Genomic DNA, 26,331 nt, shown 5'->3' with positions numbered 1-26,331 from the left:
CCGGGAGTGCGAAGTATGGCGGACCGGACGGGACTCGAACCCGCGACCTCCGGCGTGACAGGCCGGCATTCTAACCAGCTGAACTACCGGTCCGCTGTGGTGGGTGGTACAGGACTCGAACCTGTGACCCCCAGCATGTGAGGCTGGTGCTCTAACCAGCTGAGCTAACCACCCAGACGTCAAACAATTCGATACAACAAGCACCAGCAATGCGAAGTATGGCGGACCGGACGGGACTCGAACCCGCGACCTCCGGCGTGACAGGCCGGCATTCTAACCAACTGAACTACCGGTCCGCATTTTCCAATTGCTTCTTGCAACGGTTCTTGCAACACGTGAACCCGAGCATTACGAAAACGTAATGGTGGGTGGTACAGGGTTCGAACCTGTGACCCCCAGCTTGTAAGGCTGGTGCTCTCCCAACTGAGCTAACCACCCGTGGTCACGTGGCGCTGCATTCTACCTGTGACCGGTCGAAAGTCAACAGCTTTTCACATCACTATTTTCCATCCGGATCATTCACTTGCGCTCAGCCGCCGCGCCACGTGGCCGACAGCCTCGTCGATCAATGTCGACTGCGTCTGCGCGTGGCGTTTGGGCGGCTTCCAATTGTGGTCTCCGCCCTCCAGGAAGTGGCACTCCGTCTGTGCCGGCAGATCGTATCCCTCGACCTCGTCACGTCGCCCGAACGGGTCGCGCGTCCCCTGGAGCAACAGCAGCGGGCAACGAATCTCCGGCCAGTGATCGAGTCGCAGGCGCGCGGGCTTGCCGGGAGGATGAAACGGATAACCACACAGGACCAGCCCCGCCACCTCGACTTGCGTGGCCAGCAGGCTGGCGACCCTGCCTCCCATGGACTTGCCGCCGACCCACAGCGGTGTCTCGCCATCCAGCGCCAGCAACGCCCGACGCCATTCGGCCAGCTCCGCCACCAGTCTTTCGATCCTGGGCGGCGGCCGTCGCTTGCCCTCCTTGCGCATGGTCGCCATGTAATCGAACTCCAGCGCCAAGACCTGAATGCCGCGTGTGGCCAACTGCTGGCGCAACCGGACCAGAAACGGGGAATCGTGCCCGGCCCCTGCCCCGTGACAGAGCATCAGGCGCGCATGCCTCGCCTCTCCTTCGACGACGAATCCGCCCAGGGCGGTCTCATGGTGCGCGCCGTCGCCCGCTGCCAGCGCTGCACGTAATGCTTCGCTATCCTGAGTCTCGAGTGATGGAACTGCGGTCGTTCCGGTCATCGTACCCCCTTGTCGATCGGTTCCGGCAGATCATGCCGTTTCGGCCGGTGCTAGCGAGGAATCGGTGAGGCCTCGCGGCAAGCCCGACGATGCCCCAGCATTCCCATGCGGCCTCTTTTTTGCGTAGGATGACAAAACCTGATCGATCGGTCAGGTTTTCTGGTCGTGCTCATTTCGCATGACAGGTTTGTCAGGATACGTCGTTCAACGACGCATTCCTTGATGACAACAAGCCAACGACAACAAGCTAACGACAACAACCAGGACATTCCCATGACGCTGAACGTTCTCGTCATCGGCGCCGGTATGGGCGGGCTCACCGCCGCCCTGGCGCTCCAGAAGGCAGGCCATCAGGTCGAGGTCATCGACCGCGTCGCCGAGCTTCGCCCGGTGGGCGCAGCCATCTCGGTCTGGTCCAACGGCGTCAAGGTGCTCAAGGCCCTGGGATTGGGCGATGCCGTCGAGCAGGCCAGCGGGCGCATGAATGACATGGCCTATTTCACTAGGGACGGCCAGCCCCTGACCCATTTCAGCCTGCAGCCGCTCTACGACCAGGTGGGACAGCGTGCCTGCCCCATCGCGCGGGCGGCGCTCCAGCAGCTGCTGCTGGATGCCGTGGGGTCGGACAACGTCACGCTCGGTCTGGCCTGTACCGATTACCGCTGCGACGACAGCGGCGTGGAAGCCACCCTCTCCGACGGTTCGACGCGCCGGGCCGACCTGATCGTGATCGCCGACGGCACGCACTCCCGATTGCGCGAACGGGCGCTTGGCCATGCCGTGGAGCGTCGCTACTGCGGCTACGTCAACTGGAACGTGCGGGTCGCCGCCACGCCCGATCTCGCCCCGCTCGACCAGTGGGTGCAGTACGTCGGCGACCATCAGCGCGTCTCGATGATGCCGATGAGCGGCGAAGGCGCCTCGCCCGAGTTCTATTGTTTCTTCGACGTCCCGCTGCCCGCCGGCACGATCAACGACCCCGCCAGCTATCGTGACGAGCTCGCACGGCATTTCGCCGGCTGGGCACCGCCGGTTCAGCGGCTGATCGAACGCCTCGACCCCGCCGCGATGGCCCGCGTGGAGATTCACGACATCGAACCGCTGGAGACGTTGATCGGCGAACGTGCCGCCATTCTCGGCGACGCGGCGCACGGCATGGCGCCGGATCTGGGCCAGGGGGGCTGTCAGGCGATGGAAGACGCCTGGGTGCTGGCTCGCGCCCTCGATGATGCCGATGGCGACATTCCCGCCGCCCTGCAAGCCTACGACCGTGCCCGCGTCCAGCGCGTCGGCAGTATCGTCACGCGCGCACGCCAGCGTGCCGACACGACCCATGGCGCCGATCCCGCCAAGACACGCGCCTGGTACGCCGAACTGGCCGAAGAGGACGGCACCCACATCATGGGCGGAATGAGCAAGACGATACTTGGCGGCCCGCTGGCATGAATGCACAAGGCCCGCCGGAGATCACCTCCGGCGGGCCTTGTGGGCACCGTGTTCGCTCAGGCTTCGCGGGCGAGCAGATCCAAGGCATCGATCCGCGTTTCCTGCATCTGACGCTGCTTCGCCTCCAGCCCCTCGAAATCGAACAGGTCGCGATCCGCAAGCTGCGAGGGCGCGACGTTGGTCACCGCCTTGAACATGGTCTCGAGCCGCCCGGGATGCTTGATCTCCCACTCCGCCAGCATCTCCTTGACGACCTGGCGCTGCAGGTTGGGCTGCGAGCCGCACAGGTTGCAGGGAATGATCGGGAACGCCATCTGGCGCGCGAACTCGGCGATATCGGCCTCGCGGCAGTAGGCCAGCGGGCGAATGACGATGTTCTTGCCATCGTCCGACAGCAGCTTGGGCGGCATCGCCTTGAGCGAACCGCCGAAGAACATGTTGAGGAACAGCGTCTCCAGAATGTCCTCGCGGTGGTGCCCGAGAGCCACCTTGGTCGCCCCGATCTCCTCGGCGAAGCCGTAGAGCGAGCCGCGACGCAGCCGCGAACAGAGCGCACAGGTGGTCTTGCCCTCCGGCGTCTTCTCCTTGACCACCGAATAGGTATCGCGCTCGAGGATGTGGTAGTCCACCCCCTTGGCATCCAGATATTCGGGCAGCACGTGCTCGGGGAAACCCGGCTGCTTCTGATCGAGATTGACCGCGACCAGTTCGAAATTGACCGGCGCGTTACGCTGCAGATTCATCAGAATCTCCAGCATGGTGTAAGAGTCCTTGCCGCCGGAAAGGCACACCATCACCTTGTCGCCCTCGTGGATCATCCCGTAATCGATGATCGCGTTGCCGACCTGACGGCGCAGGCGCTTCTGCAGCTTGTTGAACTCGTACTTCTGGGTAACGGTAGATGCTTGCATGGGTCGAACGACACATATGGGTATGAAGGCGCGCTCATGCTATCACTGCGCCCGGCGACTTGCGATGCGCCCTCGCTAACTTGTCGTCAGTGCGCCCTTCTTCAGGCGTATGTACATCAAGGCCGTGGTTGTCGCATCACCGAGGGCGGTGTGGCGACCCATCACCGGCACATTGAGTGCCTCGGCGACCGACTCGAAATTTACCGTCGGCTCCAGCTGCGGGCGCGTCCGATGCATCTCGCGCAGATAGAGCCGTGCCACGTCAAGGCATGCATTGGGTAGGCTGAAGCCGAACAGCGGCCGAAGCTGACGGTCGATCACCGCCCGATCGTAATCGATGCACCAACCCAACAGCGGGCGATTGCCGATGAAATCGAGGAACTTTTCCAGCGCCTCCCCCAGCTCGTCGCCATCATTCAAGTCGACCCCGCGCATGCGATGGATCTTGATGGAATCACCGCACAGGCTGGCCGGCGGCTGAAGGCGCAGATCCAGCGAGCCGCTGGTCAGCACGCGCTCGCCCTGAATGCGTACCGCAGCGATCGAAACCAGTTCGGCGGTCCTGGTATCGAGGCCGGTGGTCTCGCAGTCGATGGCCACCATCTCGTCACCGGTGTAGGGACTGAACAGCCAGCCATAGCGGCCATCCGCCTGGCGGCGGCGATCGGCCACACGGCGTAGCGAACGTATCATCGCAGTCCTCGTCAGTATTCGAGATGAAAACGGTGCGTCAGACGTTGCTGGAAATCCTTGACGATATGCAGCGCCTGGCGCAACAGGTCGCGCTCCAGCGACGACAGGGACTGAACCACGACCAGATTGGGTTCGTCGCTGTTCTGCCGTCCGTCGAGTTGGGCCAGCTGTTGCTTGAGGCGCAGTTCGATGAACAGCGCCAGCGCCTCGCCGAGATCCGCGGCAAAGTCCGCTTCCAGCCGTCCCTGTTCGGCAAGCGCCGCCAGCCGAGCCAGGGTCGATGTCTCGTTGATGCGACATTCCAGCGCCAGGGTGCGCACCCCGTGCACGATCGGGAAGATACCGCCTTTCTTGATGTCGATACCGTGCCTGGGCGTCTTGAGCGTGCCGAACAGGGTCAACGGCGCGGCGAAATGCAGCGCGGCCCGAGCAAAGTAGGAAAGCAGCAATTCATCGTGGGAGCAGCTGGCGAAGAGATGTTCGCGCACGCGATCCAGCAAACGAGTATCGCCGGCGACGCCACGGGCATCGAGCATGATGGCGAGATTCATCAGCGACGCGCCGTCACGGCGTTCGACCCAGCGCGTGATCGTCCTTCGCCAGCCGCTCTCGCTATCTACCCAGGCAGGGTTCGAGACCATAATATTGCCCGGACAGGGCGGGTAGCCCAGCGTATACAGTGTCTCGGTGAAACGCTGCATGGCGATTTCGCGATCGGGCCAATCGCTGTCGTCGGTGACGATCAGCGCATTATCCTGATCGGTCTTGAGGATCTGTTCACCGCGTCCTTCACTGCCCATTACCAATAGACAGCTCTGAGCGCGGTAGCGGGGGGCGACGAGAAGCTGATAGGCCTTGTCGACGATACGCCCGTTGAGCGCCGCCAGCAGATCCATGACGAAGCGGAGCTTGATCCCCTGGGCCATCAGCGCCTGGACCAGCTCCGGCAGCCGTGCGCTGGCGTGAGCCAGGGCCTCGAGATCGTCGGCCTGCTCGAGCTCGAGACTGACCATGTAGGAACGGCTCGAGAAATGGCTGAGCACATCGGTCAACTCCACCACGCCTACCGGCCGGTCCTGCTCGACCACCACCACCCTGGCTACCTGATGCCGGGTCATCTGCACCAGCGCTTCGAACAGATACTGATCGGGAGCGGCGGAAACCAGCTCGAAGTGAGCAATGGTGACCACCGGACGCGCCTGCGTCGCGCCTTCCATCACTAACGCATTGAGCAGATCGGTCTTGGTCACCACCCCGAAGCGACCGTCCTTGCCGACCAGCAAGCTGTCGGCATGGCTCTCGTTGAGCCGGTTGACCGCCGCGGCAATACTGGTGGTCGCCTCGACGATCAACGGCGCTCGCATGCAGGCGCTGACCCGAGCCAGCATGAAACCCGCCATGTTCACGCCACTTTCGGCGCGACGCTCGGCTAGCAGGCGGGTCTTCTGCGCCAGCCCGCGCTGGAAGAAGTCGGCGAAAGCCGGGTAATCGTCGCAAAGGTGCTCGAAGAGTGTCTTGGACATCGCATAGCAGAGGCTTTCCTGCTCCACCTTGAAGCGATATCGGCTGGACCCTTTGAGAATGCTGATAGCGCCGAACAGGTCGCCAGCCGTGTAATGGGCAATGCGCGCCTGATCGCTCGGCGCGTGGGGGTCGAGCTCCGCGACCTCTCCCTTGTGGATGATGTACACGAACTCGCCGGGCTGGCCGGCATCGAGAATGATCTCGCCGCGATTGAAGTAGAGCAGATCGACGCCACGAACGACACGCTCACGCCCGCGATCGTCGAGCAGCGTAAAAGGCGGCTGGGAAAGGTCCATATCGACCATCAGGCGGCCCCCGTCATCGCAACGGCGCACTCTTGCCGAGCACCCTGCCGCGAGCAAGCTCAAGGAAGGCATGCTCGAACTGTCGTATCGTTTCAGCCACGAGAATTCACCCTTAAAAAAGCCCATGCAGCGATGCGCAGGCAGAAACGCAATCTACGGCGCTCTGCACACTCTTCCGATATCCTTCCGGCACTCTACACTTAACGATTTGTTTGCCAACTCATCATAACTTAACGAACCGCCCCTTTTTTTATTAAGTCATGACTTATCACTTTTATAGCAAAGCAGAATATCTACACCCAGCCGGACTCAACGCCCCGCACTTTTGGCTAGACCATGGTCTTATAGACCTCAATCAAAAATCATTGAACAGCGGCTTTATATCCAATCAACTACATATAAGCCATTAGTCAATCGTTTCCACGATACTAAGGTAGAAGATTTAACACCTTGTTTTCGTTAATCAATATTGCTATTGAGCACTATAGGGAGATCGCAAGTCGATAACGTATCCCGTCGACGAGCCAAGGCGCGAATAAAGGCGACTTTAGTCTCCATAAAACGAGTGATCGAAAAGCGCCTGTCGATCGAATCTTCCCGCGGAAAATTCGTACGCATGTGAATCACTCATGATAAACGTAGTTTGTAGTCGAGCGGCTGCCCCGCCGGCGGGCATAAACTCGGAACACTTCCCAGCTTCAATGACGCGGAGAACGATAATATGGCAGATGACAAATCCAACGCTGCTGCCTATTGGAAGGCGAATCTTCGCCTGATAACCGGCTGCCTGATCGTCTGGGCGCTGGCGTCCTATGGCTGCGCCATCCTGTTACGACCCTTGCTGGCTGGCATATCCATCGGTGGCACTGACCTGGGTTTCTGGTTCGCGCAACAGGGATCCATTCTGATCTTCATCGGCTTGATCTTCTTCTATGCCTGGAAGATGAACCGGCTGGACAAACAATTCGGTCTCGGGGAGTAAGCCTGCATGAGTCAATTTGCCATCAACGTTCTCTTCGTCGGCGGCTCCTTTGCCATCTACATCGGCATTGCGATCTGGGCCAAGGCCGGTTCGACCAAGGACTTCTACGTCGCAGGCGGCGGGGTACACCCCATCACCAACGGCATGGCGATCGGCGCCGACTGGATGTCCGCCGCCTCGTTCATTTCCATGGCGGGCATCATCGCCTCGGCAGGCTATGGCGCCTCCACCTTCCTGATGGGCTGGACCGGAGGCTATGTCCTGCTGGCTCTGCTGCTGGCTCCTTACTTGCGCAAGTTCGGCAAGTTCACCGTTCCCGAGTTCATCGGCGATCGCTTCTACAGCAGGTCGGCCCGAATGGTCGCGGTGGTCTGCCTGATCATCGCCTCGCTCACCTACGTCATCGGTCAGATGGCCGGTGCCGGCGTAGCCTTCTCGCGCTTCCTGGAAGTCGACGCGACCACCGGCCTCATCATCGCCGCCATTGTCGTGTTCTTCTATTCGGTCCTGGGGGGCATGAAGGGCATCACCTACACCCAGGTGGCTCAGTACATCGTGCTGATCATCGCCTACACCATCCCGGCGGTGTTCATTTCGCTGCAACTGACCGACAACCCGATACCGCCGCTCGGCCTGTTCTCCGATCACAGCGTCTCCGGCGAGCCGCTGTTGGCCAAGCTCAACGAAGTCGTCACCGCACTGGGCTTCAGTGAATACACGGCGATGGTCGACAACAAGCTGAACATGGTGCTGTTCACGCTATCGCTGATGATCGGCACCGCGGGGCTGCCGCACGTCATCATGCGCTTTTTCACCGTTCCCAAGGTCGCCGACGCACGCTGGTCCGCCGGCTGGGCGCTGGTGTTCATCGGCCTGCTCTATCTGACCGCGCCTGCCGTGGCCTCGATGGCCCGCCTCAATCTGGTGACCACCATCTACCCGGACATGGCCGGCCAGGTCGAGAACTACGAGGACGCCGCCGCCAATCCCATCGCGTACGCGGACCGTCCCGACTGGATTCGCACTTGGGAAGAGACAGGATTGATAACCTTCGACGACAAGAACAACGACGGGAACATTCAACTCTACAACGGCGCCGCCGACTTCTCCGACCGCGGGTGGCAAGGTAACGAACTGGAGGTCAGCAACGACATTCTGGTGCTGGCCAATCCCGAAATCGCCAATCTGCCCGGCTGGGTGGTCGGTCTGATCGCTGCGGGGGGCCTGGCTGCAGCGCTGTCCACGGCGGCAGGTCTGTTACTGGCGATTTCCTCGGCGATCAGTCATGACCTGATCAAAGGGGCGATCAATCCGAGGATCACCGAAAGGGGCGAACTGCGGGCAGCCCGCATTTCGATGTCCGTGGCGATCGTGGTCGCGACGTACCTCGGCGTCAATCCTCCCGGATTCGCCGCCCAGGTCGTGGCGCTGGCCTTCGGTATCGCTGCCGCCTCGCTGTTCCCCGCGCTGATGATGGGAATCTTCTCCAAGCGGATCAACAACAAGGGAGCGATCGCCGGCATGCTCTCGGGCCTGATCTTCACCCTGGTATACATCTTCGTCTACAAGGGCTGGTTCTTCATTCCCGATACCAACAACCTGCCGGACACCGAAGCCAACTGGGTAATGGGCATTTCGCCACTGTCCATCGGCTCCGTAGGCGCCATCCTCAACTTCGCCGTGGCCTACATGGTTTCCAGCGTCACCGAGGAGCCGCCGCAGGAAATTCAGGATCTGGTGGAGAGCGTGCGCTATCCCAAGGGGGCTGGTGCCGCGATCGATCACTAAGCGACAATGCTTCCTGAAGAGTCAGGCTAACTGGCACCACTCGAATCGGGCTTCCCAGCGGGAAGCCCGATTCTTTGAGCAAGGAATCACCATGATATGGCATTTGGTCGCGGCAGCCTCCGCCGGCCTGGGCGCCGCCGGCGCGGCGCTACTGTTACGTTCTCTCAGCGGTAAACGTCTACCGCGCTGGATCATCCCGGCCTGCGCGGGGCTGGGCCTACTGGCCTACCAGATCAACTACGAATACGGCTGGTATGAATACAAGCGCCAGCAGTTGCCCGAATCAGCGAAAGTGGTATCGACCGAGAAGAGCCGGATGTTATGGCGCCCATGGACCTACCTCCATCCGCTGACCACGGCGTTCAGCGTCGTCGACCGAGACAAACTGGTGCAATCGCGAGCCAACGGCGAGCGCCTCGTCGAGTTCGTTCTCTATCGTTTCGAAATGCAGTATCGCGACGTGCTGACCCACCAGGCGTATCTGGTCAATTGCAGCGCTCGCGAGAGCGTCCCGCTCGTGGGCGATAGCCGCCAGCCCGACATCGGCCGTTTGCGTCATCTCGCGGGCGACGACCCGCAACTCGAGACGGTCTGCTCCGAAAGCTGATCCGGCACGCGGCACCATCAGCATCAAACCCAGGATCGCGGCTGCCCTCGAGGTGGGCGTTGCCCTAGAATGGCCGCATATCAAGGGAGAGAGTTCATGTTCGAAGGCGGTTTATTGATCGTCGTGGCACTGCTCTACGTCGCCACGCTGTTCGTCATTGCCTGGCGCGGGGATCGGCACGCCAGACGCCACGGCGCCGCAAGCCGCCGGCCGATCGTCTACAGTCTGGCACTGGCAGTCTACTGCACCTCCTGGACCTTCTACGGCAGCGTTGGCCAGGCCGCGACATCGGGTTGGTCGTTCGCCAGCATCTTCGTCGGTCCGGTGCTCGCGTTCCTGCTGTTCTGGCCGGTGATCACCAAGATGATCCGTGTCGCCAAGCGCCAGAACGTGACCTCGATCGCCGATTTCATCGCCTCGCGCTACGGCAAGTCCCAATCGCTGGCCGCTTTTGCCAGCCTGATCGCCCTGATCGGCACGCTGCCCTATATCGCCCTCCAGCTGAAAGCCGTCTCCAGCGCCTTCCGCGTGATGACCAGCGACGGCCATGCAGTGAAGGCGCCGATCGTCGACGACACCGCCTTCTACATCACCATCTTCATGGCGGTCTTCGCGATCCTCTTCGGCACCCGCGATACCAACGCCACCGAGCATCACGAAGGGCTGATCCAGGCCATCGCCTTCGAGTCGGTGGTCAAGCTGCTGGTCTTTCTGGTGCTGGGCGCCTACGTCACCTGGGGCATGTTCGATGGCCTGGGCGAACTGCTGACGCGCGCGGATACCTATCTAAAGCTGCAGCAGCAGCTGACCGAGCAGAACTTCGACACCAGCTTCTGGACCCAGACGCTGCTGGCGATGCTGGCGGTGTTCTGCCTTCCCCGCCAGTTCCATATCACGGTGGTCGAAAATACCCACACCGACGATGCCAAGCGCGCCCGCTGGCTGTTCCCGGTCTATCTGGTGGCCATCGGCTTCTTCGTCCTACCCCTGGCTGCTGCAGGGCTGTCGCTGTTTCCCGGCGAGGGCATTTCGCCGGACAGCTATGTCCTCGCCCTGCCGATCGTCGCCGACCAGCCGTGGCTGGCGATGATGACCTTCGTCGGCGGTCTCTCGGCGGCCACCGGCATGGTGATCATGGCCGTCGTCTCCAATGCGATCATGATCTCCAACGAGATCGTGCTGCCGGCGCTGTTCCGGCTGCGCTGGTTCGAGGAGCAGCCCCGGGACTACGGCCGGTTGGTGCTGCGCGCCCGACGCCTCACCATCGTCGTCATTCTCGCCCTGGCCTACCTGTTCTACCAGCTGGTCGCCGAATACAGCTCGCTCGCCGCCACCGGCCTGCTGTCGCTCTCGGCCGCCGCCCAGTTCGCCCCGGCGCTGCTTGGCGGGCTCTACTGGAAGCGCGGCAATCGCCTGGGCGTGGTGACCGGTCTCAACGTCGGCTTCTCGATCTGGGCCTACACCCTGCTGATGCCGGCGCTGATCCAGGCCAACCTGCTGCCGGAAGCGTGGCTGGTCGGCGGCCCGCTGGGGCTGGAGTGGCTCTCGCCGCTGCATCTGTTCGGTCTCAACGTCACCGACAGTTTCGCCCACGGCGTGATGCTGTCGCTGGGCTTCAACCTGTTCTTCTACATCTTCATCTCGCAATTGACCCCGCAGCGGGTCGTCGAGCGCATCCAGGCCTCGCTGTTCGTCGACAGCATCGAAACCCGTCAGACCACGGTCAACCGCCCCTGGACAGGTGCCACGACCATGGGCGACCTCAAGGTGCTGTGCGAGCGCTTCCTGGGCAAGTCGCAGGTCGAGCGTGCCTTCGAAGACTACGCCCGGCGCAACGCCAAGCCCATGGACAACAACACCCGAGCCTCGATCGACGTCATCCAGTTCACCGAACGCCTGCTGGCCTCGGTACTTGGCGCGTCGTCGTCCCGCATCGTGGTCAATTCCGCGCTCCAGGGCCGCGGTATCGGTATCTCGGACGTCATCTCGATCGTCGACGAAGCGTCACAGGTGCTGGAATTCAACCGGGCGCTGCTGCAGGCGACCATCGAGAACATCAACCAGGGCATTGGCGTGGTCGACCAGAACCTCAACCTGGTGGTCTGGAACCAGCGCTATCTGGAAATCTTCCGCTTCCCCGACAACCTGATCCGTGTCGGCACGCCGATGGAGAAGGTGTTCCGCTACAACGCCCACAACGGCGAATACGGCCCCGGCGACCCCGAGGAACACGTCGAGCAGCTGATCGAGAACATCCGCAGCGGCCAGCCGCACCGCTACGAGCGCTACCGCCCCGACGGCTCGGTGCTCGAGGTGCTGGGCAACCCGATGCCGGGTGGCGGCTTCGTCTACACCTATCAGGACATCACGCAGCAGAAGCGCACCGAGGAAGCGCTGATCCGCTCCGAAAGCAACATTCGTATCTACACCGACAACGTGCCGGCACTGATCGCCTACTTCGACAAGGAGTGTCGCTATCTCTTCACCAACCGCGCCTACGAAGCGGCAATGGGGATCGACCGCAACGCGGTGATCGGAGAGCGGGCGGACAAGGTACTGCCGCCGCAGACGGCGCGTCAGCGCACGCCCTGGATGCAGCGTGCGCTGAGCGGCGAGCGGGTCACCTTCGAGATCTCTCTCGACGACGGCGACGGCGGCATTCGCTACATGCTGGTGACCTATACGCCGCACTTCGGCGAAGGGGGGCGGATCCTCGGCTTCTTCGCGCTCTATCAGGACATCACCGAGCGCCGGCTGGCAGAGATCGCCCTGCGCGAGACCAATGAAAACCTCGAGGAGCGGGTTCGCGAGCGTACCCAGGCGCTATCGGAGGCCAACGCGGCGTTGCGCCAGGAAAACCGCGTTCGCGCCGAGGCCGAACAGGCGCTGCGCCAGGCCAAGCAGACCGCCGAGGACGCCAACGCTTCGAAGACGCGTTTTCTGGCCGCCGCCAGTCACGATCTGCTGCAACCGCTCAATGCCGCCAGGCTGTTCACCTCGGCGCTGGGCCAGCAGATCGAGGATCTCGATCACGGCCGCACCATCGGCCATATCGACAACTCCCTGCAGGCTGCCGAGGAGCTGCTGGGCACGCTGCTGGACATCTCCAAGCTCGACGCCGGCGCGCTCACGCCGCGCCGCAGCCAGTTCCCGCTGGCCGATATCCTGCGTCCGCTGCGCGCCGAATTCGAAGTCATGGCCGACGATCGCGGCCTCGATCTGGACATGGTCACGACCAGCCTGTGGGTGGACAGCGATGCCCAGATGCTGCGACGCATCATTCAGAACTTCCTGTCCAATGCCCTGCGCTATACCCAGCAGGGACGCGTCCTGCTGGGCTGCCGGCGCGCCGGCGGGCGGGTAATGATCGAGGTCTGGGATACCGGTCCCGGCATACCGGAATCCAAGCTGAGCGAGATCTTCCAGGAATTCCGGCGTCTCGATCAGGCCTCCCGCCACAAGGAGAGCGAGCGCGGACTGGGCCTGGGTCTGTCGATCTCCGAGCGCATGAGCCGCGTGCTGGACCACCCGATTCTCGTCCGCTCCCGGGTCGGCGCAGGCACCGTGTTCTCGGTCTCCGTCCCGATGATCGCCGATCGTCGCGGCGCCGCCACCCCGGAAGAGACGTCATCCAACAAGCGGGTCAGCAACAAGCTGGCCGGCACGCGCATTCTCTGTATCGACAATGAACGCCTGATCCTCGAAGGCATGAAGGCGATGCTGGAAGGCTGGGAGTGCGAAGTCTACACGGCCACCTCCATCGGTGGCGCCAAGTCGGCGCTTCGCAACATGGGTGGCGATCCGGACGCGATTCTCGCGGACTACCACCTCGACAACGAAGTCACAGGCATGATGGCCCTGGAAGCGCTGGAAGAGCTCTGCGAGCAGGCCGTACCGGGCATCGTGATCACCGCCGATCGCACCGAAGAAGTCGCCGAGGAGATCAAGCGCGGCGGCTACCAGATCCTGCTCAAGCCGGTGCGCCCGGCCGCCCTGCGCGCCCTGCTGACGCGAACGCTGCAGGCGAGCCGCGCAGCGAGGCTGTCGAGCGACTAAGCTTCGGGCTTCGGGCTTCGGGCTTCGGGCTTCGGGCTTCGAAAATCAGGATGCCGTCCTTGAACAAAAAAATGTCAGCGACGCTAGCGCCGCTGACATTTTTTATTCAAAGCCGAAATCAAACCACTCCGCACAGCAAGGCAACTAGCTTTTGCTCGCGGCCCGAAGCCCGTGGCTTGCGGCTATGTCCTACTCGTCGAGGAACGAGCGCAGCGGCTCGGAACGCGACGGATGACGCAGCTTGCGCAACGCCTTGGCTTCGATCTGACGGATACGCTCGCGGGTGACGTCGAACTGCTTGCCGACCTCTTCCAGCGTGTGGTCGGTGTTCATGTCGATGCCGAAGCGCATGCGCAGCACCTTGGCTTCGCGTGCGGTCAGACCGCCGAGAACGTTGCGGGTCGCCTCGATCAGACCTTCGCCGGTGGCGGAGTCGATCGGCAGCACCATGGTGCTGTCCTCGATGAAGTCGCCCAGGTGCGAGTCTTCGTCGTCACCGATCGGCGTCTCCATGGAGATCGGTTCCTTGGCGATCTTGAGCACCTTGCGTACCTTGTCTTCCGGCATCTCGAGACGCTCGCCCAGCTCTTCCGGGGTAGGCTCGCGGCCCATCTCCTGCAGCATCTGCCGCGATACGCGGTTGAGCTTGTTGATCGTCTCGATCATGTGCACCGGAATACGGATGGTGCGGGCCTGGTCGGCGATGGAACGCGTAATCGCCTGGCGAATCCACCAGGTGGCATACGTGGAGAACTTGTAGCCACGGCGGTACTCGAACTTGTCCACCGCCTTCATCAGGCCGATGTTGCCCTCCTGGATCAGATCCAGGAACTGAAGACCGCGGTTGGTGTACTTCTTGGCGATCGAGATGACCAGACGCAGGTTGGCCTCGACCATCTCCTTCTTGGCACGCCGCGCCTTGGCCTCGCCAATGGAAAGACGGCGATTGACTTCCTTCAGCTGGCCGACGTCGAGCAGCACCATTTCCTGCTCGAAACCGATCTTGCGCTGCGCGCGCTGCACGTCACCACGGAACGGTTCGAGACGATCGGCATACTTGCCGTTCTTGGCGATGAATTCGTCGAACCAGCCTTCGGCGGTTTCGTTGCCCAGAAACGAGCTGATGAACGTCTTGCGCGGTACTTTGCCCTGCTTGACGAACACCTGCATGATCGCCTTTTCCTGGCTCCGTACCTGATCGACACTGATCCGTACCTGGCCGACCAGACGCTCGAAATGCTTGGGCGACAGCTTGATCGGCGAGAACAGCTCGGCCAGACGCGCCTGCTCGATATCGGCTTCTTCGGAGCCGCGCCCGTGCTTCTCGATCGCCGCCTTGGCCGCTTCGTTCTGCTCGCGAATCTGCTCGAAGCGCACCCGTGCCTCTTCGGGATCGGGGCCGCCTTCGCTTGCGTTGTCGTCGTCTTCGCTGTCTTCGTCGTCTTCGTCGTCTTCGTCGCCGCTGATGTCGGCTTCGACTTCTTCCGGCATCTCGACTTCGGCGACCCCGGGGATCCCTTCGTCAGGATCGATGAAACCGGAGAACAGATCCGAGAGACGTCCGGGAGCTTCCTCGTCCTGGGTCTGATCGTAGACGTCGAGAATGGAATCCACCGCGCCGGGCAGATAGGCCAGGGAGGACATGACTTCCCGCAGGCCTTCCTCGATGCGCTTGGCAATCAGGATTTCGCCTTCGCGGGTCAGCAGTTCCACCGTGCCCATCTCGCGCATGTACATGCGCACCGGGTCGGTCGTACGTCCGACATCGCTCTCCACCGCTGCCAACGCCGCCACGGCCTCTTCCGCCGCGGATTCGTCGGTGGAATCGTCGGACATCATCAGCGTGTCTTCGTCAGGTGCCTCCTCGACGACATTGATCCCCATGTCGTTGATCATGGAGATAATGTCTTCCACCTGATCCGGATCAGCGATATCTTCGGGGAGGTGATCGTTCACTTCGGCATAAGTCAGGAAGCCCTGCTCTTTGCCGCGTGCGATCAGCTCCTTCAAACGTGACTGCTGCGCATTTCCAGCCATAGAAACCCTACTCGACGAAGAAGAATGAAGCACCTGGGGTGACGGCGCGACGACCCAAAAGCCGGCTAGTATAGCGCGCCCCCGCTTTTTGCTGCCAGCTTCTATTACCTTGCCTGCCAGGTGTGCTAGTGTGCTTGGTTAACCTATCTGGTGGCGATCACCGCCATTTCAACCTTTCGACCGCCCTGTCGATTGACCACTCCACGCTTCCTTGCTAGTAGCCCTGATTTCAATCGCGACATTCGTACCTCACGAACCTCATGGCTCACGGCCCTCCAGCCAACTTTCCGATCAGCTCTCTCAGGCGCTGCTTGTCCGCGCTGCTGAGCGCTCCCGGTTGACGGCTCTTTTCCAGCAGCTGGTGGTACTCCTCCACCGGCGTCAAACGGGCGCTCTCGCGCTCGAGATAACGTACCCAGTTTTCCAGCTCGCTGGCCCGGACGTCGCGCGGAATCTCCAGTTCGCGACGCGCCAGCTGATCGAGGCGCTCACCATCTGCACTGCCGTGGAAGTGAGCCAGCAATACCTGGGGGCTGCGGTAGCGTCCGGCGCGCAACAACTGCACCACTTCGCGGCACAAGCGCCCATCGGGCACTTCGACCGGGCACCACTCGACCGATTCCGGCAGCCCCTCGACCAATCCCGGTTCGTGCAACAACAGATGCAATATCCGAGCCGGAATGCTCAGAGAAAGCGTAGCAGTTCCTGAGCGAGATGCCGGGTGTCCGCGCCGCCTTGCACGATTATTGCCATTATCGACCGTCACGCCCGGGTCTGAAGTGGCGTCGATGTCGCCATCCGAGGTCATCATCAGCGCTTCGTAGCCGGCGTCCGGCGTCATCGCCTGGCGCGGCTCGGGCGCCGCATGCTTTTCCAGCCAGCCGGTGAAATGCGACTGGTCGATCCCGCTTCTGACCGACAGCTCCTTGATCAGCAGCGATTTGAGCACGCCTTCCGGCAAAAGTTTCAGGGCGTCCAGCACTGCCGTCACGAAGCGCTCGCGCCCCTCCACCTGCTTGAGATCACGCCCTTCCGCCGCCTGCTCGAACAGAAACTCCGACAGGGGGCTGGCGCAGGTGATGCGCTTCTCGAACGCCTCCTGACCCTCCTGGCGAACCAGCGTGTCGGGGTCCTCGCCCTCGGGCAGGAACAAAAATCGCACCTGCCGTCCATCGATCATCGACGGCAGCGCCGTCTGCAACGAGCGACGCGCAGCCTGACGGCCGGCGTTGTCGCCATCGAAGCAGAACACCACCTCGTCGACCAGCCGGAACAGCCGCTGCAGATGGTCCGTCGTCAGCGCCGTACCCAGGGTGGCGCAGGCGTTGCGAATGCCGAACTGCGCCAACGCGACCACGTCCATGTAGCCTTCGACCACCAACAATCGCGAGAGCTGCCGATTGGCCTGACGCGCCTCGAACAGTCCGTAGAGTTCGCGTCCCTTGTGAAAGACCGGCGTCTCCGGCGAATTGAGATACTTGGGCTTGGCATCGCCCAGCACCCTGCCACCGAAGGCGATGGTGCGGCCTTTCCAGTCGCGAATCGGAAACATCACCCGGTCACGAAAGCGATCGTAGGTGCGTCCGGTCTCTTCACGGTGCACCAGCAGCCCGTACTCGACCTGGACCGCTTCGCTGATGCCCTGTGCCAGCAGATGGCGCTTGAGCGACTCCCACTCGTCCTCGGCGTAACCGATGCCGAAATCCCGGATGATCTCCTGGCTCAAACCGCGGCGATCGAGATACTCCCGAGCCTGGCGTCCGCCGCCGAGTACCAGGCGTTCGTGGAAGAAGCGCGAAGCCAGTTCCAGCAGATTGACGCCCTCTTCCCGCTTCTGCTGACGCTGGCGCGCTCCCGGATCCTCGCCGCCTTCTCGCTCGACCTGCATGCCTGCCCGGGAGGCCAGTTGCTCGACCGCTTCGGGAAAGCGCAGATTGTCGAATTCCATCAGAAAGCGCAGCGCATTGCCGTGCGCGCTGCAGCCGAAGCAGTGATAGAACTGCTTGTCCTGGCTTACCGTGAACGACGGGGAATTTTCCTGATGGAACGGGCAGAGGCCGCTGTGATTGCGTCCGCTCTTCTTGAGCTGCACCCGCTCGGAAATCACATCGACGATGTCGGTACGGGCCAACAGGTCATCGATGAAACGCTGGGAAATCTGTCCGGCCATATCATCAGACGCTCTCGGGAGATCCGCTCGCAGGCCAGGCCGCGAACTGTCATGCCTGTCATGGAGCGATATCCAGCTGAAGATAGGACAGGCAAGAAAACACTGCATCCGCGCCGACATCGATACCATGGATCTTGAGCCCACGGGCGTTGGCGCAATGGCAGCGGAACAAAAACAAACGGCCACCTGAACGGCGGCCGTTTGATCGTCCCTCTGGGGTGACCGAAGTCACCCGCAGTACGGATCAATACAAGCGTTCGAAACGCTTACGCTCACGCTGCAGCTTCTTGGCGTGACGCTTCACGGCAGCCGCGGCTTTACGCTTGCGGACTGAAGTGGGCTTTTCGTAAGTTTCGCGACGGCGGACTTCGGACAGAACTCCGGCTTTTTCGCAGGAGCGTTTGAAGCGACGCAGCGCGACGTCGAACGGCTCGTTATCACGTACTTTAACAGCGGGCATGAAGCACTCACCTACCTTGGGAATTGAGTTCGGTTTGAACGCACGCCCTTTTGAACGCACGACCCGAGAAATTCGAGACAACGCCGCGAAAGGCTTCGAATCCTGACGTGTCGCTATCGGGATCTTCCCGGCCCAGAGCTGTCTCACGAGGTCGCTCGACAGTCGAGGACGTGTTAAAGGCGCACGACCCAGTTCTACAGAGCAGCGTATTCTAGTCGCGCCCCGGAACCAATGCAAATGGCTTTTCGACAGCGTAAACTAGCGCGCCTTCAGATTCTCCCGACCGACGGACATCCGACCATGCGCGTGCTGGGCATCGAAACTTCCTGCGACGAAACCGGCGTCGCCCTCTATGACACCGAGGCCGGGCTGCTGGCCGATGCGCTTTACAGTCAGATAGCGCTACATGCCGAATTCGGCGGCGTGGTGCCGGAACTCGCCTCCCGCGATCACACCCGCAAGCTGCTGCCACTGGTGGATCAGGTGCTCGGCGAGGCCGGGTTGGCCAAGCATGATCTCGATGCCATCGCCTACACTGCAGGCCCCGGCCTGGTCGGCGCGCTGATGGTGGGTGCCTGCACGGCTCACGGTATGGCTCGCGCACTCGGGATCCCGGTCCTCGGCGTTCATCACATGGAAGGCCACCTGCTGGCGCCGATGCTGGAGGAGAATCCGCCGGCGTTTCCCTTCGTCGCGCTGCTGGTTTCCGGTGGGCATACCCAACTGGTGGACGTCCGCGGCCTGGGCGACTATCGGCTGCTGGGGGAATCCGTCGACGATGCGGCCGGGGAGGCGTTCGACAAGGTCGCCAAGATGCTGGAACTCCCCTACCCCGGCGGCCCGCAGGTGGCCGCGCTGGCGGAGCAGGGGCGCAGCGAGCGCTTTCGCTTTCCCCGCCCGATGACCGATCGGCCGGGGCTCGATTTCAGTTTCTCCGGGCTGAAGACCCATACCCTGACTGCACTGCGCACGCTTCGCGAACAGGACGCCCTCGACGCCCAGGCGCGTGCCGACGTCGCCCGCGCCTTCGAGGATGCCGTGGTCGATACGCTGGTGATCAAGTGCCGGCGCGCCCTCAAGGAGAGCGGGCGGCAGCGTCTGGTCGTCGCCGGTGGCGTCAGCGCCAATCGGCGCCTGCGCGAGACGCTGGATACCGCGCTCGCCAAACTGGGCGCCCAGGCGTTCTACCCGCGCGGCCGCTTCTGTACCGACAACGGCGCGATGATCGCCTACGCCGGCGCGCAGCGTCTCGCCGCCGGCCAGCGCAGCCAGACCCTGCAGCCTCGCCCGCGCTGGCCGCTGGCGGAGCTCACTCCTCCTGCGGCCTGACTTGCTGCCTGTCCTGTTGCCTGTCCTGTTGCCTGTCCTGTTGTCTGTCCTGTTGCCTAAGTTCGCGGCGATCGCACAGGGCATCTTCCTCGTCAAACGGATCGGCCAGCGCCGGTTCGTGCGTCTCGCGGCATCGCTCCCGCCACAGCCGGATGTTCCAGGCGTGCCGAGCCAGAACCAGTAGCGAGAACACGCAGATGACTCCCGTCATCGGCGGCACCAGCCAGTAACTCAGCAGCGGCGCCATCAACGCCGTGGCCAGCGAGGCCACCGCCGCCGTGCGCACCCGCCAGGCGAGCAGGAACCAGCAGATCGCGCAGATCAGCGCCACCGGCGTCGCCAGCATCAGCAGCACGCCGAACGCACTGGCCACCGCCTTGCCGCCGCGCCACCGATGCCAGACCGGGCAGCTGTGCCCGATCAGCACGCCGAGGCCAACCAGCCCCTGGGACCAGACCGACAGCGACGCCGCGCCAGCCAGCCACAGCACCGGCATGCCCTTGGCGGCATCGATGATCAGCGTCGCCAGCGCCGGCTGCCAGCCGAAGGCACGCAGCACATTGGAAAACCCCGGGTTCCCCGAGCCCGCCCAGCGAGGATCGCGAAGGCCCCAGGCCCGGCACACCCAGATCGCCCCGAGCAGCGAACCGCTGAGATAGCCGGCCCCCATCAGCAGGCCGGTAACAAGGATCGGTGGCAAGACAAGACTCCCCTGGCCGCTTGGCGCGGACATCATCGAGAGCCCTGATTCTGCCACTCTCCTCGCGTACAATCGATGGCCGTCGCGCCGAGCGGGAACGGCCCGCCGGCGGAAATCACCACCAAAAGCATCGCTGCCGACGAGGAATTCGCGTGGATCAGGTATTGATCGAAGGCTTGAGTCTGGAGACGGTCATCGGAGTCTATGACTGGGAACGTACGGTACGCCAACGCCTGGAGCTGGATCTGGAACTCGGCACAGACATCCGCCCGGCCGCCCGGGACGACAACCTCGACCGGACGCTCGACTACGCCGCCATCTGCCAGCGTCTTGCCGATTACGCCGACGCCAACGCCCACGGCCTGGTGGAAACCTTCGCCGAGCGCGTCGCGGCACTGCTGATCGAGGAGTTCGGCGTCCGCCAGCTACGCCTGACCGTGCGCAAGCCCGGCGCCGTGGCCGCGGCACGCGCGGTGGGCATTCGCATCGAGCGCAGTGCCGACTGATGCCGCTGGCCGTTCTCGGGCTGGGCAGCAACATCCACCGCCAGCATCACCTGACCCGAGCTCTGGACGCACTGGCAACCCTCGCCGCCCCGATCCCGCTACGACTCTCCCCGGTTTACGAGAGCCCCGCGGTCGGCTTCGAGGACGATCGCCCCTTCTACAATCTGGTGGTGGCGTTCGAGACCGAGCTGTCGCCGACCGCGCTCAACGACCGCTGCAAAAGCATCGAGCGCGAGAATGGCCGGCCCGCCGGTCCGACCAAGTTCGTTGCCCGCACGCTGGACATCGACCTGCTGCTGTGGGGCGACGCCGTCGGCCGCCATGGCGACGCTCGCCTCCCGCGCGAAGACATTCTGCGCTACGCTTTCGTGCTGCACCCGCTGGCCGAACTGCTGCCTTCTCACGTTCATCCGGTCGACGGCCGCACGTTCGATGCGCTATGGGCCGCCTTCGATGCCGCCGATCAATCTCGCGACCAACCTCACTGGCCGGTGGATTTCCAGTGGAGAGAGCGCTTCGTTTCCCGCGCCGTGCCCGATCTGGATCAGGAACGATGAAGCGCTCGCAATCTCCATCTTCTTTGCCCATTGTCTGAACCATCCCTGCCACGCGATGAGACACACTGGAGGCATCGATACCGCCCGTGAAAAAGCCGGACCCCATGTCCTTGTCGTATAGCAGATGGCGCGACTGGCCACGACTGTCGCGTCTCGGCATCAAACTGTTCGCCATCATCCTGATTACCAACGTCCTGATCAGCGGCCTGGTGTTCGTGTTCGTCTCGCGCAGCCTGGACGAGGGCTTCGTCAACTATCTCGAGCGCAGCCAGTCGACACGAGCCGAGACACTGGCCAACGCCCTGGGCGAACAGTGGACGCAGCGCGGCAGCTGGCAGTGGCTGCGCGACAATCCTCGCGCCTGGCAAAGCCTGGTGCGCAGCCAGCTCTGGTCCAGCGAGAAGCGCCCTCCCAGCGGAATCGATCGCCAGTTTTCCGATGCCCGCGGCTACGTTCTGCTCGACGAGCTGAGCAATCCGGTGATCGGCGAGCCCCTGCTCAAGCCGCCCCCTCAGGACGACGATCTGGACATTCCGCCACCGCCGGAGCCCCATTTCGTGCCGATCCGCAGTGGTGACAAGCTGGTCGGCCAACTGGGCTATCTGCCGCCGGAACGGCTGATGGCGCGGATGGACCAGATCTTTCTCGAGCGCCAGCAGCGCAACCTGACCATCATCGTCGGTTCGCTGTTTCTCGCCTCCCTGCTCCTGGCCGGCGGGCTCGCCTGGTGGCTGGGCCGTCGTGCCCGGCTCATGACCCTGGCCACGCGCCGCCTGACCTTGGGAGACTACAGCGTGCGCCTTTCCGAACGCGGCCGCGACGAGCTCTCGCGTCTCTCGGCGGATTTCAACCAGCTCGCCGAGACGCTCGAGGCCAACCGTCGCGCGCGCCAGCGCTGGGTCGCCGATATCGCCCATGAGCTGCGCACGCCGCTGGCAGTGCTGCGAGGCGAAATCGAAGCCATGCAGGACGGCATCCGCCCTCTGTCGGTGGATAATCTGGGATCGTTGCAGCAGGAGGTCGACCAGCTCGGGCATCTGGTCGAGGACTTGCGCCTGCTGGCCCAGAGCGACGCCGGCGCGCTGGACATGCACCTCGTACCCGTGGATCTCGAGGAGTCGCTGGTGCAGCGTCTCGAAGACAGTCAGCCGAGACTGGAAAGCCTCGGCCTCGCGCTTCAGCTCGAAACCGAACCGCTGTGGGTGCGTGCCGACAGCCAGCGTCTGCGTCAGCTTTGGGACAACCTGCTGTCCAACACCATCGCCTATACCGACAGCCCCGGCACGCTGCGCGTCACGCTGAAGCGCCATGGCGATCAGGCGACCGTCGTCTGGGAGGACACCGCCCCCGGCGTGTCGGAGGACGAACTGCCCCGCCTGACCGAGCGGCTGTACCGGGTGGAAGGGTCGCGCAATCGCCGCAGCGGTGGCAGCGGCCTGGGGCTGTCGATCGCCAACGCGCTGATCGAAGCGCAGGGCGGCACGCTGGTGCCCTCGGTTTCGCCACTCGGCGGTTTGCGCTGGACGCTGACGTTTCCGCGGGAGCTTCTCGCCGACATGACCGCAGAATCATTCATCGAGCGCGCCGACGATTCATCCGGTCCGCCCGCCCATGCGCCGTGCCACGAACAGCCCGATGAAAGATCCAGCAAGCGATATAACGAACCATCCGATAGACACGGCAGCCACGCCAACTGACAGGGAGCCGGTTTGATGAACGACACCATTCTGATCGTCGAGGACGAACCCAAGATCGCACGCCTGGTCGCCGACTATCTGTCGAAGAGCGGCTACGCTTCCGATCACATCGATCACGGCAACGCCGTGATGGCGTGGCTGGAGGAGAATCAGCCGATGCTGATCCTGCTCGACCTGATGCTGCCCGGCACCGATGGCCTCACCCTGTGCCGCCAGATCCGCGAACGATTTCCCACCATTCCGGTGATCATGCTGACCGCCCGTGTCGAGGAAGTGGATCGCCTGCTGGGGCTCGAACTGGGCGCCGACGACTATATCTGCAAACCCTTCAGCCCCCGGGAAGTCGTAGCTCGCGTCAAGGCCGTGCTGCGCCGCAGCTACGGCACCACCGGCGCGGACGAGTCGCTCTCCGAAGGCGATCGCCTGACGCTGGACGAAGATGGCTGGCGCGCAATGGCGGGCAGCGAGGATCTGAATCTCACCGCCGTCGAGTTCCAGCTCCTCAAGGTGATGATGTACAGCCCCGGGCGCATCTTCTCCCGCGACCAGCTGATGGATCACATGTATCGCGACCACCGCATCGTTTCCGAGCGTACCGTCGATAGTCACGTCAAGAAGCTCAGGCGCAAGATCGCCGATGTCTGGCCGGACCGCGACATCATCCGCTCGGTCTACGGCGTCGGCTACAAGTATCAGCCCGAGGAGTGATGCCGTCTCCGGCCCGGTCTCGACGCTGGCCGGCAAGCGCCGGCCCTGGTCAGCCGCCCGGGGCGCCATGGGTCAGAAAGGTATCGACATTCGCCGCCGAGAAGAACAGCAGCGTCACCTCGAGGTCGGGAAGCGTGGGCAGCAGCTCGCGCATCACGCCGGCCACGATAGCGGCGGCTGCATCGGCCGGATAACCGTAGACACCGGTCGAGATGGCCGGAAACGCCAGCCGCGTGAATCGATGCTCTCCCGCCAGTCTCAGCGAGTTACGATAACAGTCGGCCAGCTGTTCGGAGCGATCCGCCGACTTGGCGAAAACCGGCCCCACGGTGTGGATCACATGAGAGGCCGGCAGCCGGAACCCCGGCGTCATTGCCACTTCGCCCACGGGTAGCCCCTCCGGCCAGGTCGTGCGTCGCAACTCGCGGCACGCCTCGAGAAGTTCGGGGCCGGCTGCGCGATGGATTGCGCCATCGACGCCACCACCGCCCTGTAGACTCTTGTTGGCGGCATTGACGATCGCATCGCCATCGAAGCGGGTGATATTGCCCTCGGCAACGACCAGACGGTCGCCCTGCCAGTGAATCTTCATAGCCTCCCTCCTGTTCACGAACACCCGATTGGCAAAACGCAAAAGGTTGGCAACGACCGAATCGCTGCCAACCCGTGTTTGCCAACCCATCGTTTCAAACAATGTAGGCTGCGATGCCGACGCTGGCGAACCTAAGCCGGTTCGAACCTAAGCCGTTTTGAACCAGAGCCGTTCCGAACCAGAGCCGTTCCGAACCAGAGCCGTTTCGAATCAGGAGGCCTGACGGCTCGCCTCGGCCGGCGCGGGCTCGGACGACGTTGCGGCGGCCGGTGCCATGCCGGCCTCGCCACGCTTGAGCAGGGCGTAGCCGACGCCGGTGATGACCGAGCCGGCAGCGATGGCCAGCAGATAGAGCAGCGCCAGGTTGACGGCATTCGGGATCAGCAGCACGAACAGGCCGCCGTGAGGCGCCATCAGCTTGACCCCGAACCACATCGAGAGCGCCCCGGTCACCGCGCCGCCGACCATCGACACCGGAATCACGCGCAGCGGGTCCTTGGCGGCGAACGGAATCGCCCCTTCGCTGATGAAACAGAGCCCCAGCACGAATGACGCCTTGCCCGCCTCGCGCTCGGCCTGGGCGAACCGGCTGCGTCTCAGGAACGTCGCCAGGCCCATGCCGATGGGCGGCACCATCCCCGCGGCCATGATCGCGGCCATCGGCATGTAGGTCTCGGTCGAGAGCAGCCCGACGCCGAAGGTATACGCCGCCTTGTTGACCGGCCCGCCCAGGTCGAAGCACATCATCGCGCCGAGCAGCACGCCCAGCAGGACCGCGTTGGTCGAGCCCATGTCGTTGAGGAAGGCAGTCAATGCCGAAAGAACCGCCGCCACTGGCGTACCGACCACGTAGATCATGACCAGGCCCGTGACCAGGCTCGCCAGCAGCGGAATGATCAGGATCGGCTTCAACGACTCCACGCTGGCCGGCAGCTTGACGTAGCGCGTCACCGCCTTGGCCGAGTAGCCGGCCAGGAAGCCGGCCAGAATCCCGCCGATGAAGCCGGCGCCCAACGTCGAGGCCAGCATCCCGCCGATCATGCCCGGCGCGATCCCGGGGCGATCGGCAATCGAGTAGGCGATGTAACCGGCCAGTACCGGCACCATCAGCGCAAAGGCGGTGCCGCCGCCGATCTGCATCAGCGCCGCCGCCAGCGTCCCTTCCTGCTCGAAGGCCTTGATCCCGAACACGAACGAGAGCGCGATGCACAACCCGCCCGCCACCACCATCGGCAGCATGAACGAGACCCCGGTCAGCAGGTGCTTGTAGAGCCCGCGTTCCTTTACGCTCTTGCGCTCGCCGCCGGCACTCTTCCCGCTGCCGGCCGATTCCACCTGCGCCTCGTCGAGCGCCTTCTGGATCGTCTGCTGCGGCTGCTTGAGCGCAGTACCGGTGGATGTGCGATAGACCCGCTTGCCGGCGAAGCGGGCGTCGTCGACCTCGATGTCGCAGGCCAGCAGCACGACGTCCGCCGCCTCGATATCCTCGTCGCTGATCGGGTTCTGCGCGCCCACCGATCCCTGCGTCTCGACATGAATCCGGTGGCCCAGCGCCCGCCCGGCCTGCTCCAGCGCCTCGGCCGCCATGAAGGTGTGCGCCACGCCGGTCGGACAGGCCGTCACCGCGACGATGCGCTTGACGCCGGAAGCCTCGGGCGACTTCGCCGTCGGAGGCGTCGCGGGCTCGCTGGCGGCATCGAACGTCGTCGCCTCGCGGGCGGCGCGTTCGAGAAACGCCTCGGGGTCGGGCAGCGCCTGCTGGATCGGCGCGCGATAGAGCCGCTTGCCGTCGAAGCGAGCGGCTTCGGGCACCCGCTCCGCTGCGACGATGATCAGGTCCGCCGCGGCGATCGCCTCTTCCGACACTGGCGTGACGGCCTCGAGTTCGCCATGCATCTCCGTCCGGGCCTGCCAGCCGCGACGCTTGGCGGCCTGCTCCAGGCGTCTCGCGGCCAGAAAGGTCGTCGCCATGCCGCTGGGGCAGGCGGTAATCAGAATGACGTTCATGCGCTCCCCATCCAT

20 protein-coding genes and 4 tRNA genes are annotated in these 26,331 nt (G+C 63.3%); 10 read left to right on the top strand and 14 right to left on the bottom strand.

Going from position 1 to position 26,331, the window contains the following annotated elements:
• Positions 1–16 precede the first annotated feature (16 nt).
• The 5 genes from BC443_RS09010 to BC443_RS08990 form a co-directional block, all read right to left on the bottom strand.
• Positions 17–93, bottom strand: a tRNA-Asp gene (locus tag BC443_RS09010).
• A gap of 4 nt (positions 94–97) precedes the next feature.
• Positions 98–174: transfer RNA gene (locus BC443_RS09005), tRNA-Val, on the bottom strand.
• Positions 175–219: 45 nt separating this feature from the next.
• Positions 220–296, bottom strand: a tRNA-Asp gene (locus tag BC443_RS09000).
• 66 nt (positions 297–362) lie between these two features.
• A tRNA-Val gene (locus BC443_RS08995) sits at positions 363–438 on the bottom strand.
• A gap of 77 nt (positions 439–515) precedes the next feature.
• Complete coding sequence (locus BC443_RS08990) at positions 516–1,241, bottom strand: alpha/beta family hydrolase (RefSeq protein ID WP_083387301.1); 726 nt, start codon at positions 1,239–1,241, stop codon at positions 516–518.
• A gap of 273 nt (positions 1,242–1,514) precedes the next feature.
• On the opposite strand from BC443_RS08990, the gene hpxO reads away from it, so the two are divergent.
• Entirely contained in the window at positions 1,515–2,687 is a 1,173-nt protein-coding gene (gene hpxO / locus BC443_RS08985; RefSeq protein WP_170835866.1) for an FAD-dependent urate hydroxylase HpxO, read from the top strand.
• 56 nt (positions 2,688–2,743) lie between these two features.
• Here the strand turns inward: hpxO and ttcA are convergent, their stop codons facing one another.
• From ttcA to BC443_RS08970, 3 genes are all read right to left on the bottom strand, one after another.
• Positions 2,744–3,598, bottom strand: a complete 855-nt coding sequence (ttcA, locus tag BC443_RS08980) for a tRNA 2-thiocytidine(32) synthetase TtcA (protein WP_071231500.1) — start codon at positions 3,596–3,598, stop codon at positions 2,744–2,746.
• A gap of 75 nt (positions 3,599–3,673) precedes the next feature.
• Complete coding sequence (locus BC443_RS08975) at positions 3,674–4,291, bottom strand: 3'-5' exonuclease (protein WP_071231499.1); 618 nt, start codon at positions 4,289–4,291, stop codon at positions 3,674–3,676.
• Between the two features lie 11 nt (positions 4,292–4,302).
• Positions 4,303–6,120, bottom strand: a complete 1,818-nt coding sequence (locus tag BC443_RS08970; protein ID WP_071231498.1) for a putative nucleotidyltransferase substrate binding domain-containing protein — start codon at positions 6,118–6,120, stop codon at positions 4,303–4,305.
• Positions 6,121–6,841: 721 nt separating this feature from the next.
• Here BC443_RS08970 and BC443_RS08965 point away from each other — a divergent pair.
• The 4 genes from BC443_RS08965 (at position 6,842) to BC443_RS08950 (ending at position 13,553) form a co-directional block, all read left to right on the top strand.
• Positions 6,842–7,102, top strand: a complete 261-nt coding sequence (locus BC443_RS08965; RefSeq protein ID WP_071231497.1) for a DUF4212 domain-containing protein — start codon at positions 6,842–6,844, stop codon at positions 7,100–7,102.
• Positions 7,103–7,108: 6 nt separating this feature from the next.
• Positions 7,109–8,890, top strand: coding sequence for a sodium:solute symporter family protein (locus tag BC443_RS08960; RefSeq protein ID WP_071231496.1), 1,782 nt, complete (start codon positions 7,109–7,111; stop codon positions 8,888–8,890).
• A 91-nt stretch (positions 8,891–8,981) separates the two neighbouring features.
• Positions 8,982–9,497: a hypothetical protein gene (locus BC443_RS08955; protein WP_071231495.1), complete on the top strand. Its 516-nt coding sequence runs from the start codon at positions 8,982–8,984 to the stop codon at positions 9,495–9,497.
• Between the two features lie 96 nt (positions 9,498–9,593).
• Positions 9,594–13,553, top strand: a complete 3,960-nt coding sequence (locus BC443_RS08950; protein ID WP_071231494.1) for a NahK/ErcS family hybrid sensor histidine kinase/response regulator — start codon at positions 9,594–9,596, stop codon at positions 13,551–13,553.
• 189 nt (positions 13,554–13,742) lie between these two features.
• Here BC443_RS08950 and rpoD read toward each other — a convergent pair whose 3' ends face one another.
• The 3 genes from rpoD to rpsU all read right to left on the bottom strand — a co-directional run bounded on the left by rpoD (position 13,743) and on the right by rpsU (position 18,220).
• Positions 13,743–15,623, bottom strand: a complete 1,881-nt coding sequence (gene rpoD / locus BC443_RS08945; RefSeq protein WP_276231999.1) for an RNA polymerase sigma factor RpoD — start codon at positions 15,621–15,623, stop codon at positions 13,743–13,745.
• Between the two features lie 232 nt (positions 15,624–15,855).
• Complete coding sequence (gene dnaG / locus BC443_RS08940; protein ID WP_071231492.1) at positions 15,856–17,760, bottom strand: DNA primase; 1,905 nt, start codon at positions 17,758–17,760, stop codon at positions 15,856–15,858.
• Positions 17,761–18,004: 244 nt separating this feature from the next.
• Positions 18,005–18,220, bottom strand: a complete 216-nt coding sequence (gene rpsU / locus BC443_RS08935; protein WP_071231491.1) for a 30S ribosomal protein S21 — start codon at positions 18,218–18,220, stop codon at positions 18,005–18,007.
• Positions 18,221–18,520: 300 nt separating this feature from the next.
• Between rpsU and tsaD the strand changes: the two genes are divergently transcribed.
• Positions 18,521–19,549 carry a tRNA (adenosine(37)-N6)-threonylcarbamoyltransferase complex transferase subunit TsaD gene (tsaD, locus tag BC443_RS08930; RefSeq protein ID WP_071231490.1) on the top strand — a complete coding sequence of 343 codons (1,029 nt, stop codon included), beginning with the start codon at positions 18,521–18,523 and terminating at the stop codon, positions 19,547–19,549.
• Here tsaD and BC443_RS08925 read toward each other — a convergent pair.
• Entirely contained in the window at positions 19,530–20,249 is a 720-nt protein-coding gene (locus BC443_RS08925) for a glycerol-3-phosphate acyltransferase (RefSeq protein WP_348769671.1), read from the bottom strand. The genes tsaD and BC443_RS08925 overlap by 20 nt on opposite strands.
• Positions 20,250–20,401: 152 nt before the next feature.
• Between BC443_RS08925 and folB the strand changes: the two genes are divergently transcribed.
• The 4 genes from folB to BC443_RS08905 all read left to right on the top strand — a co-directional run bounded on the left by folB (position 20,402) and on the right by BC443_RS08905 (position 23,717).
• Positions 20,402–20,755, top strand: coding sequence for a dihydroneopterin aldolase (gene folB / locus BC443_RS08920; RefSeq protein ID WP_071231489.1), 354 nt, complete (start codon positions 20,402–20,404; stop codon positions 20,753–20,755).
• Positions 20,755–21,312: a 2-amino-4-hydroxy-6-hydroxymethyldihydropteridine diphosphokinase gene (gene folK / locus BC443_RS08915; protein WP_071231488.1), complete on the top strand. Its 558-nt coding sequence runs from the start codon at positions 20,755–20,757 to the stop codon at positions 21,310–21,312. Before folB ends, folK begins: the two co-directional genes overlap by 1 nt.
• A 104-nt stretch (positions 21,313–21,416) precedes the next feature.
• Positions 21,417–23,009: an ATP-binding protein gene (locus BC443_RS08910; RefSeq protein ID WP_071231487.1), complete on the top strand. Its 1,593-nt coding sequence runs from the start codon at positions 21,417–21,419 to the stop codon at positions 23,007–23,009.
• 15 nt (positions 23,010–23,024) lie between these two features.
• The gene (locus tag BC443_RS08905; protein ID WP_071231486.1) at positions 23,025–23,717 is read left to right on the top strand and encodes a response regulator; all 693 of its coding nucleotides are present in this window, start codon (positions 23,025–23,027) and stop codon (positions 23,715–23,717) included.
• Between the two features lie 49 nt (positions 23,718–23,766).
• Here the strand turns inward: BC443_RS08905 and BC443_RS08900 are convergent, their stop codons facing one another.
• Positions 23,767–24,309: an O-acetyl-ADP-ribose deacetylase gene (locus BC443_RS08900; RefSeq protein WP_071231485.1), complete on the bottom strand. Its 543-nt coding sequence runs from the start codon at positions 24,307–24,309 to the stop codon at positions 23,767–23,769.
• A 210-nt stretch (positions 24,310–24,519) separates the two neighbouring features.
• Complete coding sequence (locus BC443_RS08895) at positions 24,520–26,316, bottom strand: PTS fructose-like transporter subunit IIB (RefSeq protein WP_071231484.1); 1,797 nt, start codon at positions 26,314–26,316, stop codon at positions 24,520–24,522.
• Between the last annotated feature and the right edge of the window lie 15 nt (positions 26,317–26,331).

Origin of the sequence: Salinicola sp. MIT1003, from assembly GCF_001858555.1 — a bacterium.
GTDB lineage: Bacteria > Pseudomonadota > Gammaproteobacteria > Pseudomonadales > Halomonadaceae > Salinicola > Salinicola salarius.
This window is presented reverse-complemented; position numbering and strand designations above follow the sequence as displayed.

Coding starts and splice junctions, on each gene's coding strand:
- BC443_RS08990 (WP_083387301.1), bottom strand. CDS start 1,241: ATGACCGGAACGACCGCAGTTCCATCACTCGAGACTCAGGATAGCGAA.
- hpxO (WP_170835866.1), top strand. CDS start 1,515: ATGACGCTGAACGTTCTCGTCATCGGCGCCGGTATGGGCGGGCTCACC.
- ttcA (WP_071231500.1), bottom strand. CDS start 3,598: ATGCAAGCATCTACCGTTACCCAGAAGTACGAGTTCAACAAGCTGCAG.
- BC443_RS08975 (WP_071231499.1), bottom strand. CDS start 4,291: ATGATACGTTCGCTACGCCGTGTGGCCGATCGCCGCCGCCAGGCGGAT.
- BC443_RS08970 (WP_071231498.1), bottom strand. CDS start 6,120: ATGGTCGATATGGACCTTTCCCAGCCGCCTTTTACGCTGCTCGACGAT.
- BC443_RS08965 (WP_071231497.1), top strand. CDS start 6,842: ATGGCAGATGACAAATCCAACGCTGCTGCCTATTGGAAGGCGAATCTT.
- BC443_RS08960 (WP_071231496.1), top strand. CDS start 7,109: ATGAGTCAATTTGCCATCAACGTTCTCTTCGTCGGCGGCTCCTTTGCC.
- BC443_RS08955 (WP_071231495.1), top strand. CDS start 8,982: ATGATATGGCATTTGGTCGCGGCAGCCTCCGCCGGCCTGGGCGCCGCC.
- BC443_RS08950 (WP_071231494.1), top strand. CDS start 9,594: ATGTTCGAAGGCGGTTTATTGATCGTCGTGGCACTGCTCTACGTCGCC.
- dnaG (WP_071231492.1), bottom strand. CDS start 17,760: ATGGCCGGACAGATTTCCCAGCGTTTCATCGATGACCTGTTGGCCCGT.
- rpsU (WP_071231491.1), bottom strand. CDS start 18,220: ATGCCCGCTGTTAAAGTACGTGATAACGAGCCGTTCGACGTCGCGCTG.
- tsaD (WP_071231490.1), top strand. CDS start 18,521: ATGCGCGTGCTGGGCATCGAAACTTCCTGCGACGAAACCGGCGTCGCC.
- folK (WP_071231488.1), top strand. CDS start 20,755: ATGCCGCTGGCCGTTCTCGGGCTGGGCAGCAACATCCACCGCCAGCAT.
- BC443_RS08910 (WP_071231487.1), top strand. CDS start 21,417: ATGTCCTTGTCGTATAGCAGATGGCGCGACTGGCCACGACTGTCGCGT.
- BC443_RS08905 (WP_071231486.1), top strand. CDS start 23,025: ATGAACGACACCATTCTGATCGTCGAGGACGAACCCAAGATCGCACGC.
- BC443_RS08900 (WP_071231485.1), bottom strand. CDS start 24,309: ATGAAGATTCACTGGCAGGGCGACCGTCTGGTCGTTGCCGAGGGCAAT.
- BC443_RS08895 (WP_071231484.1), bottom strand. CDS start 26,316: ATGAACGTCATTCTGATTACCGCCTGCCCCAGCGGCATGGCGACGACC.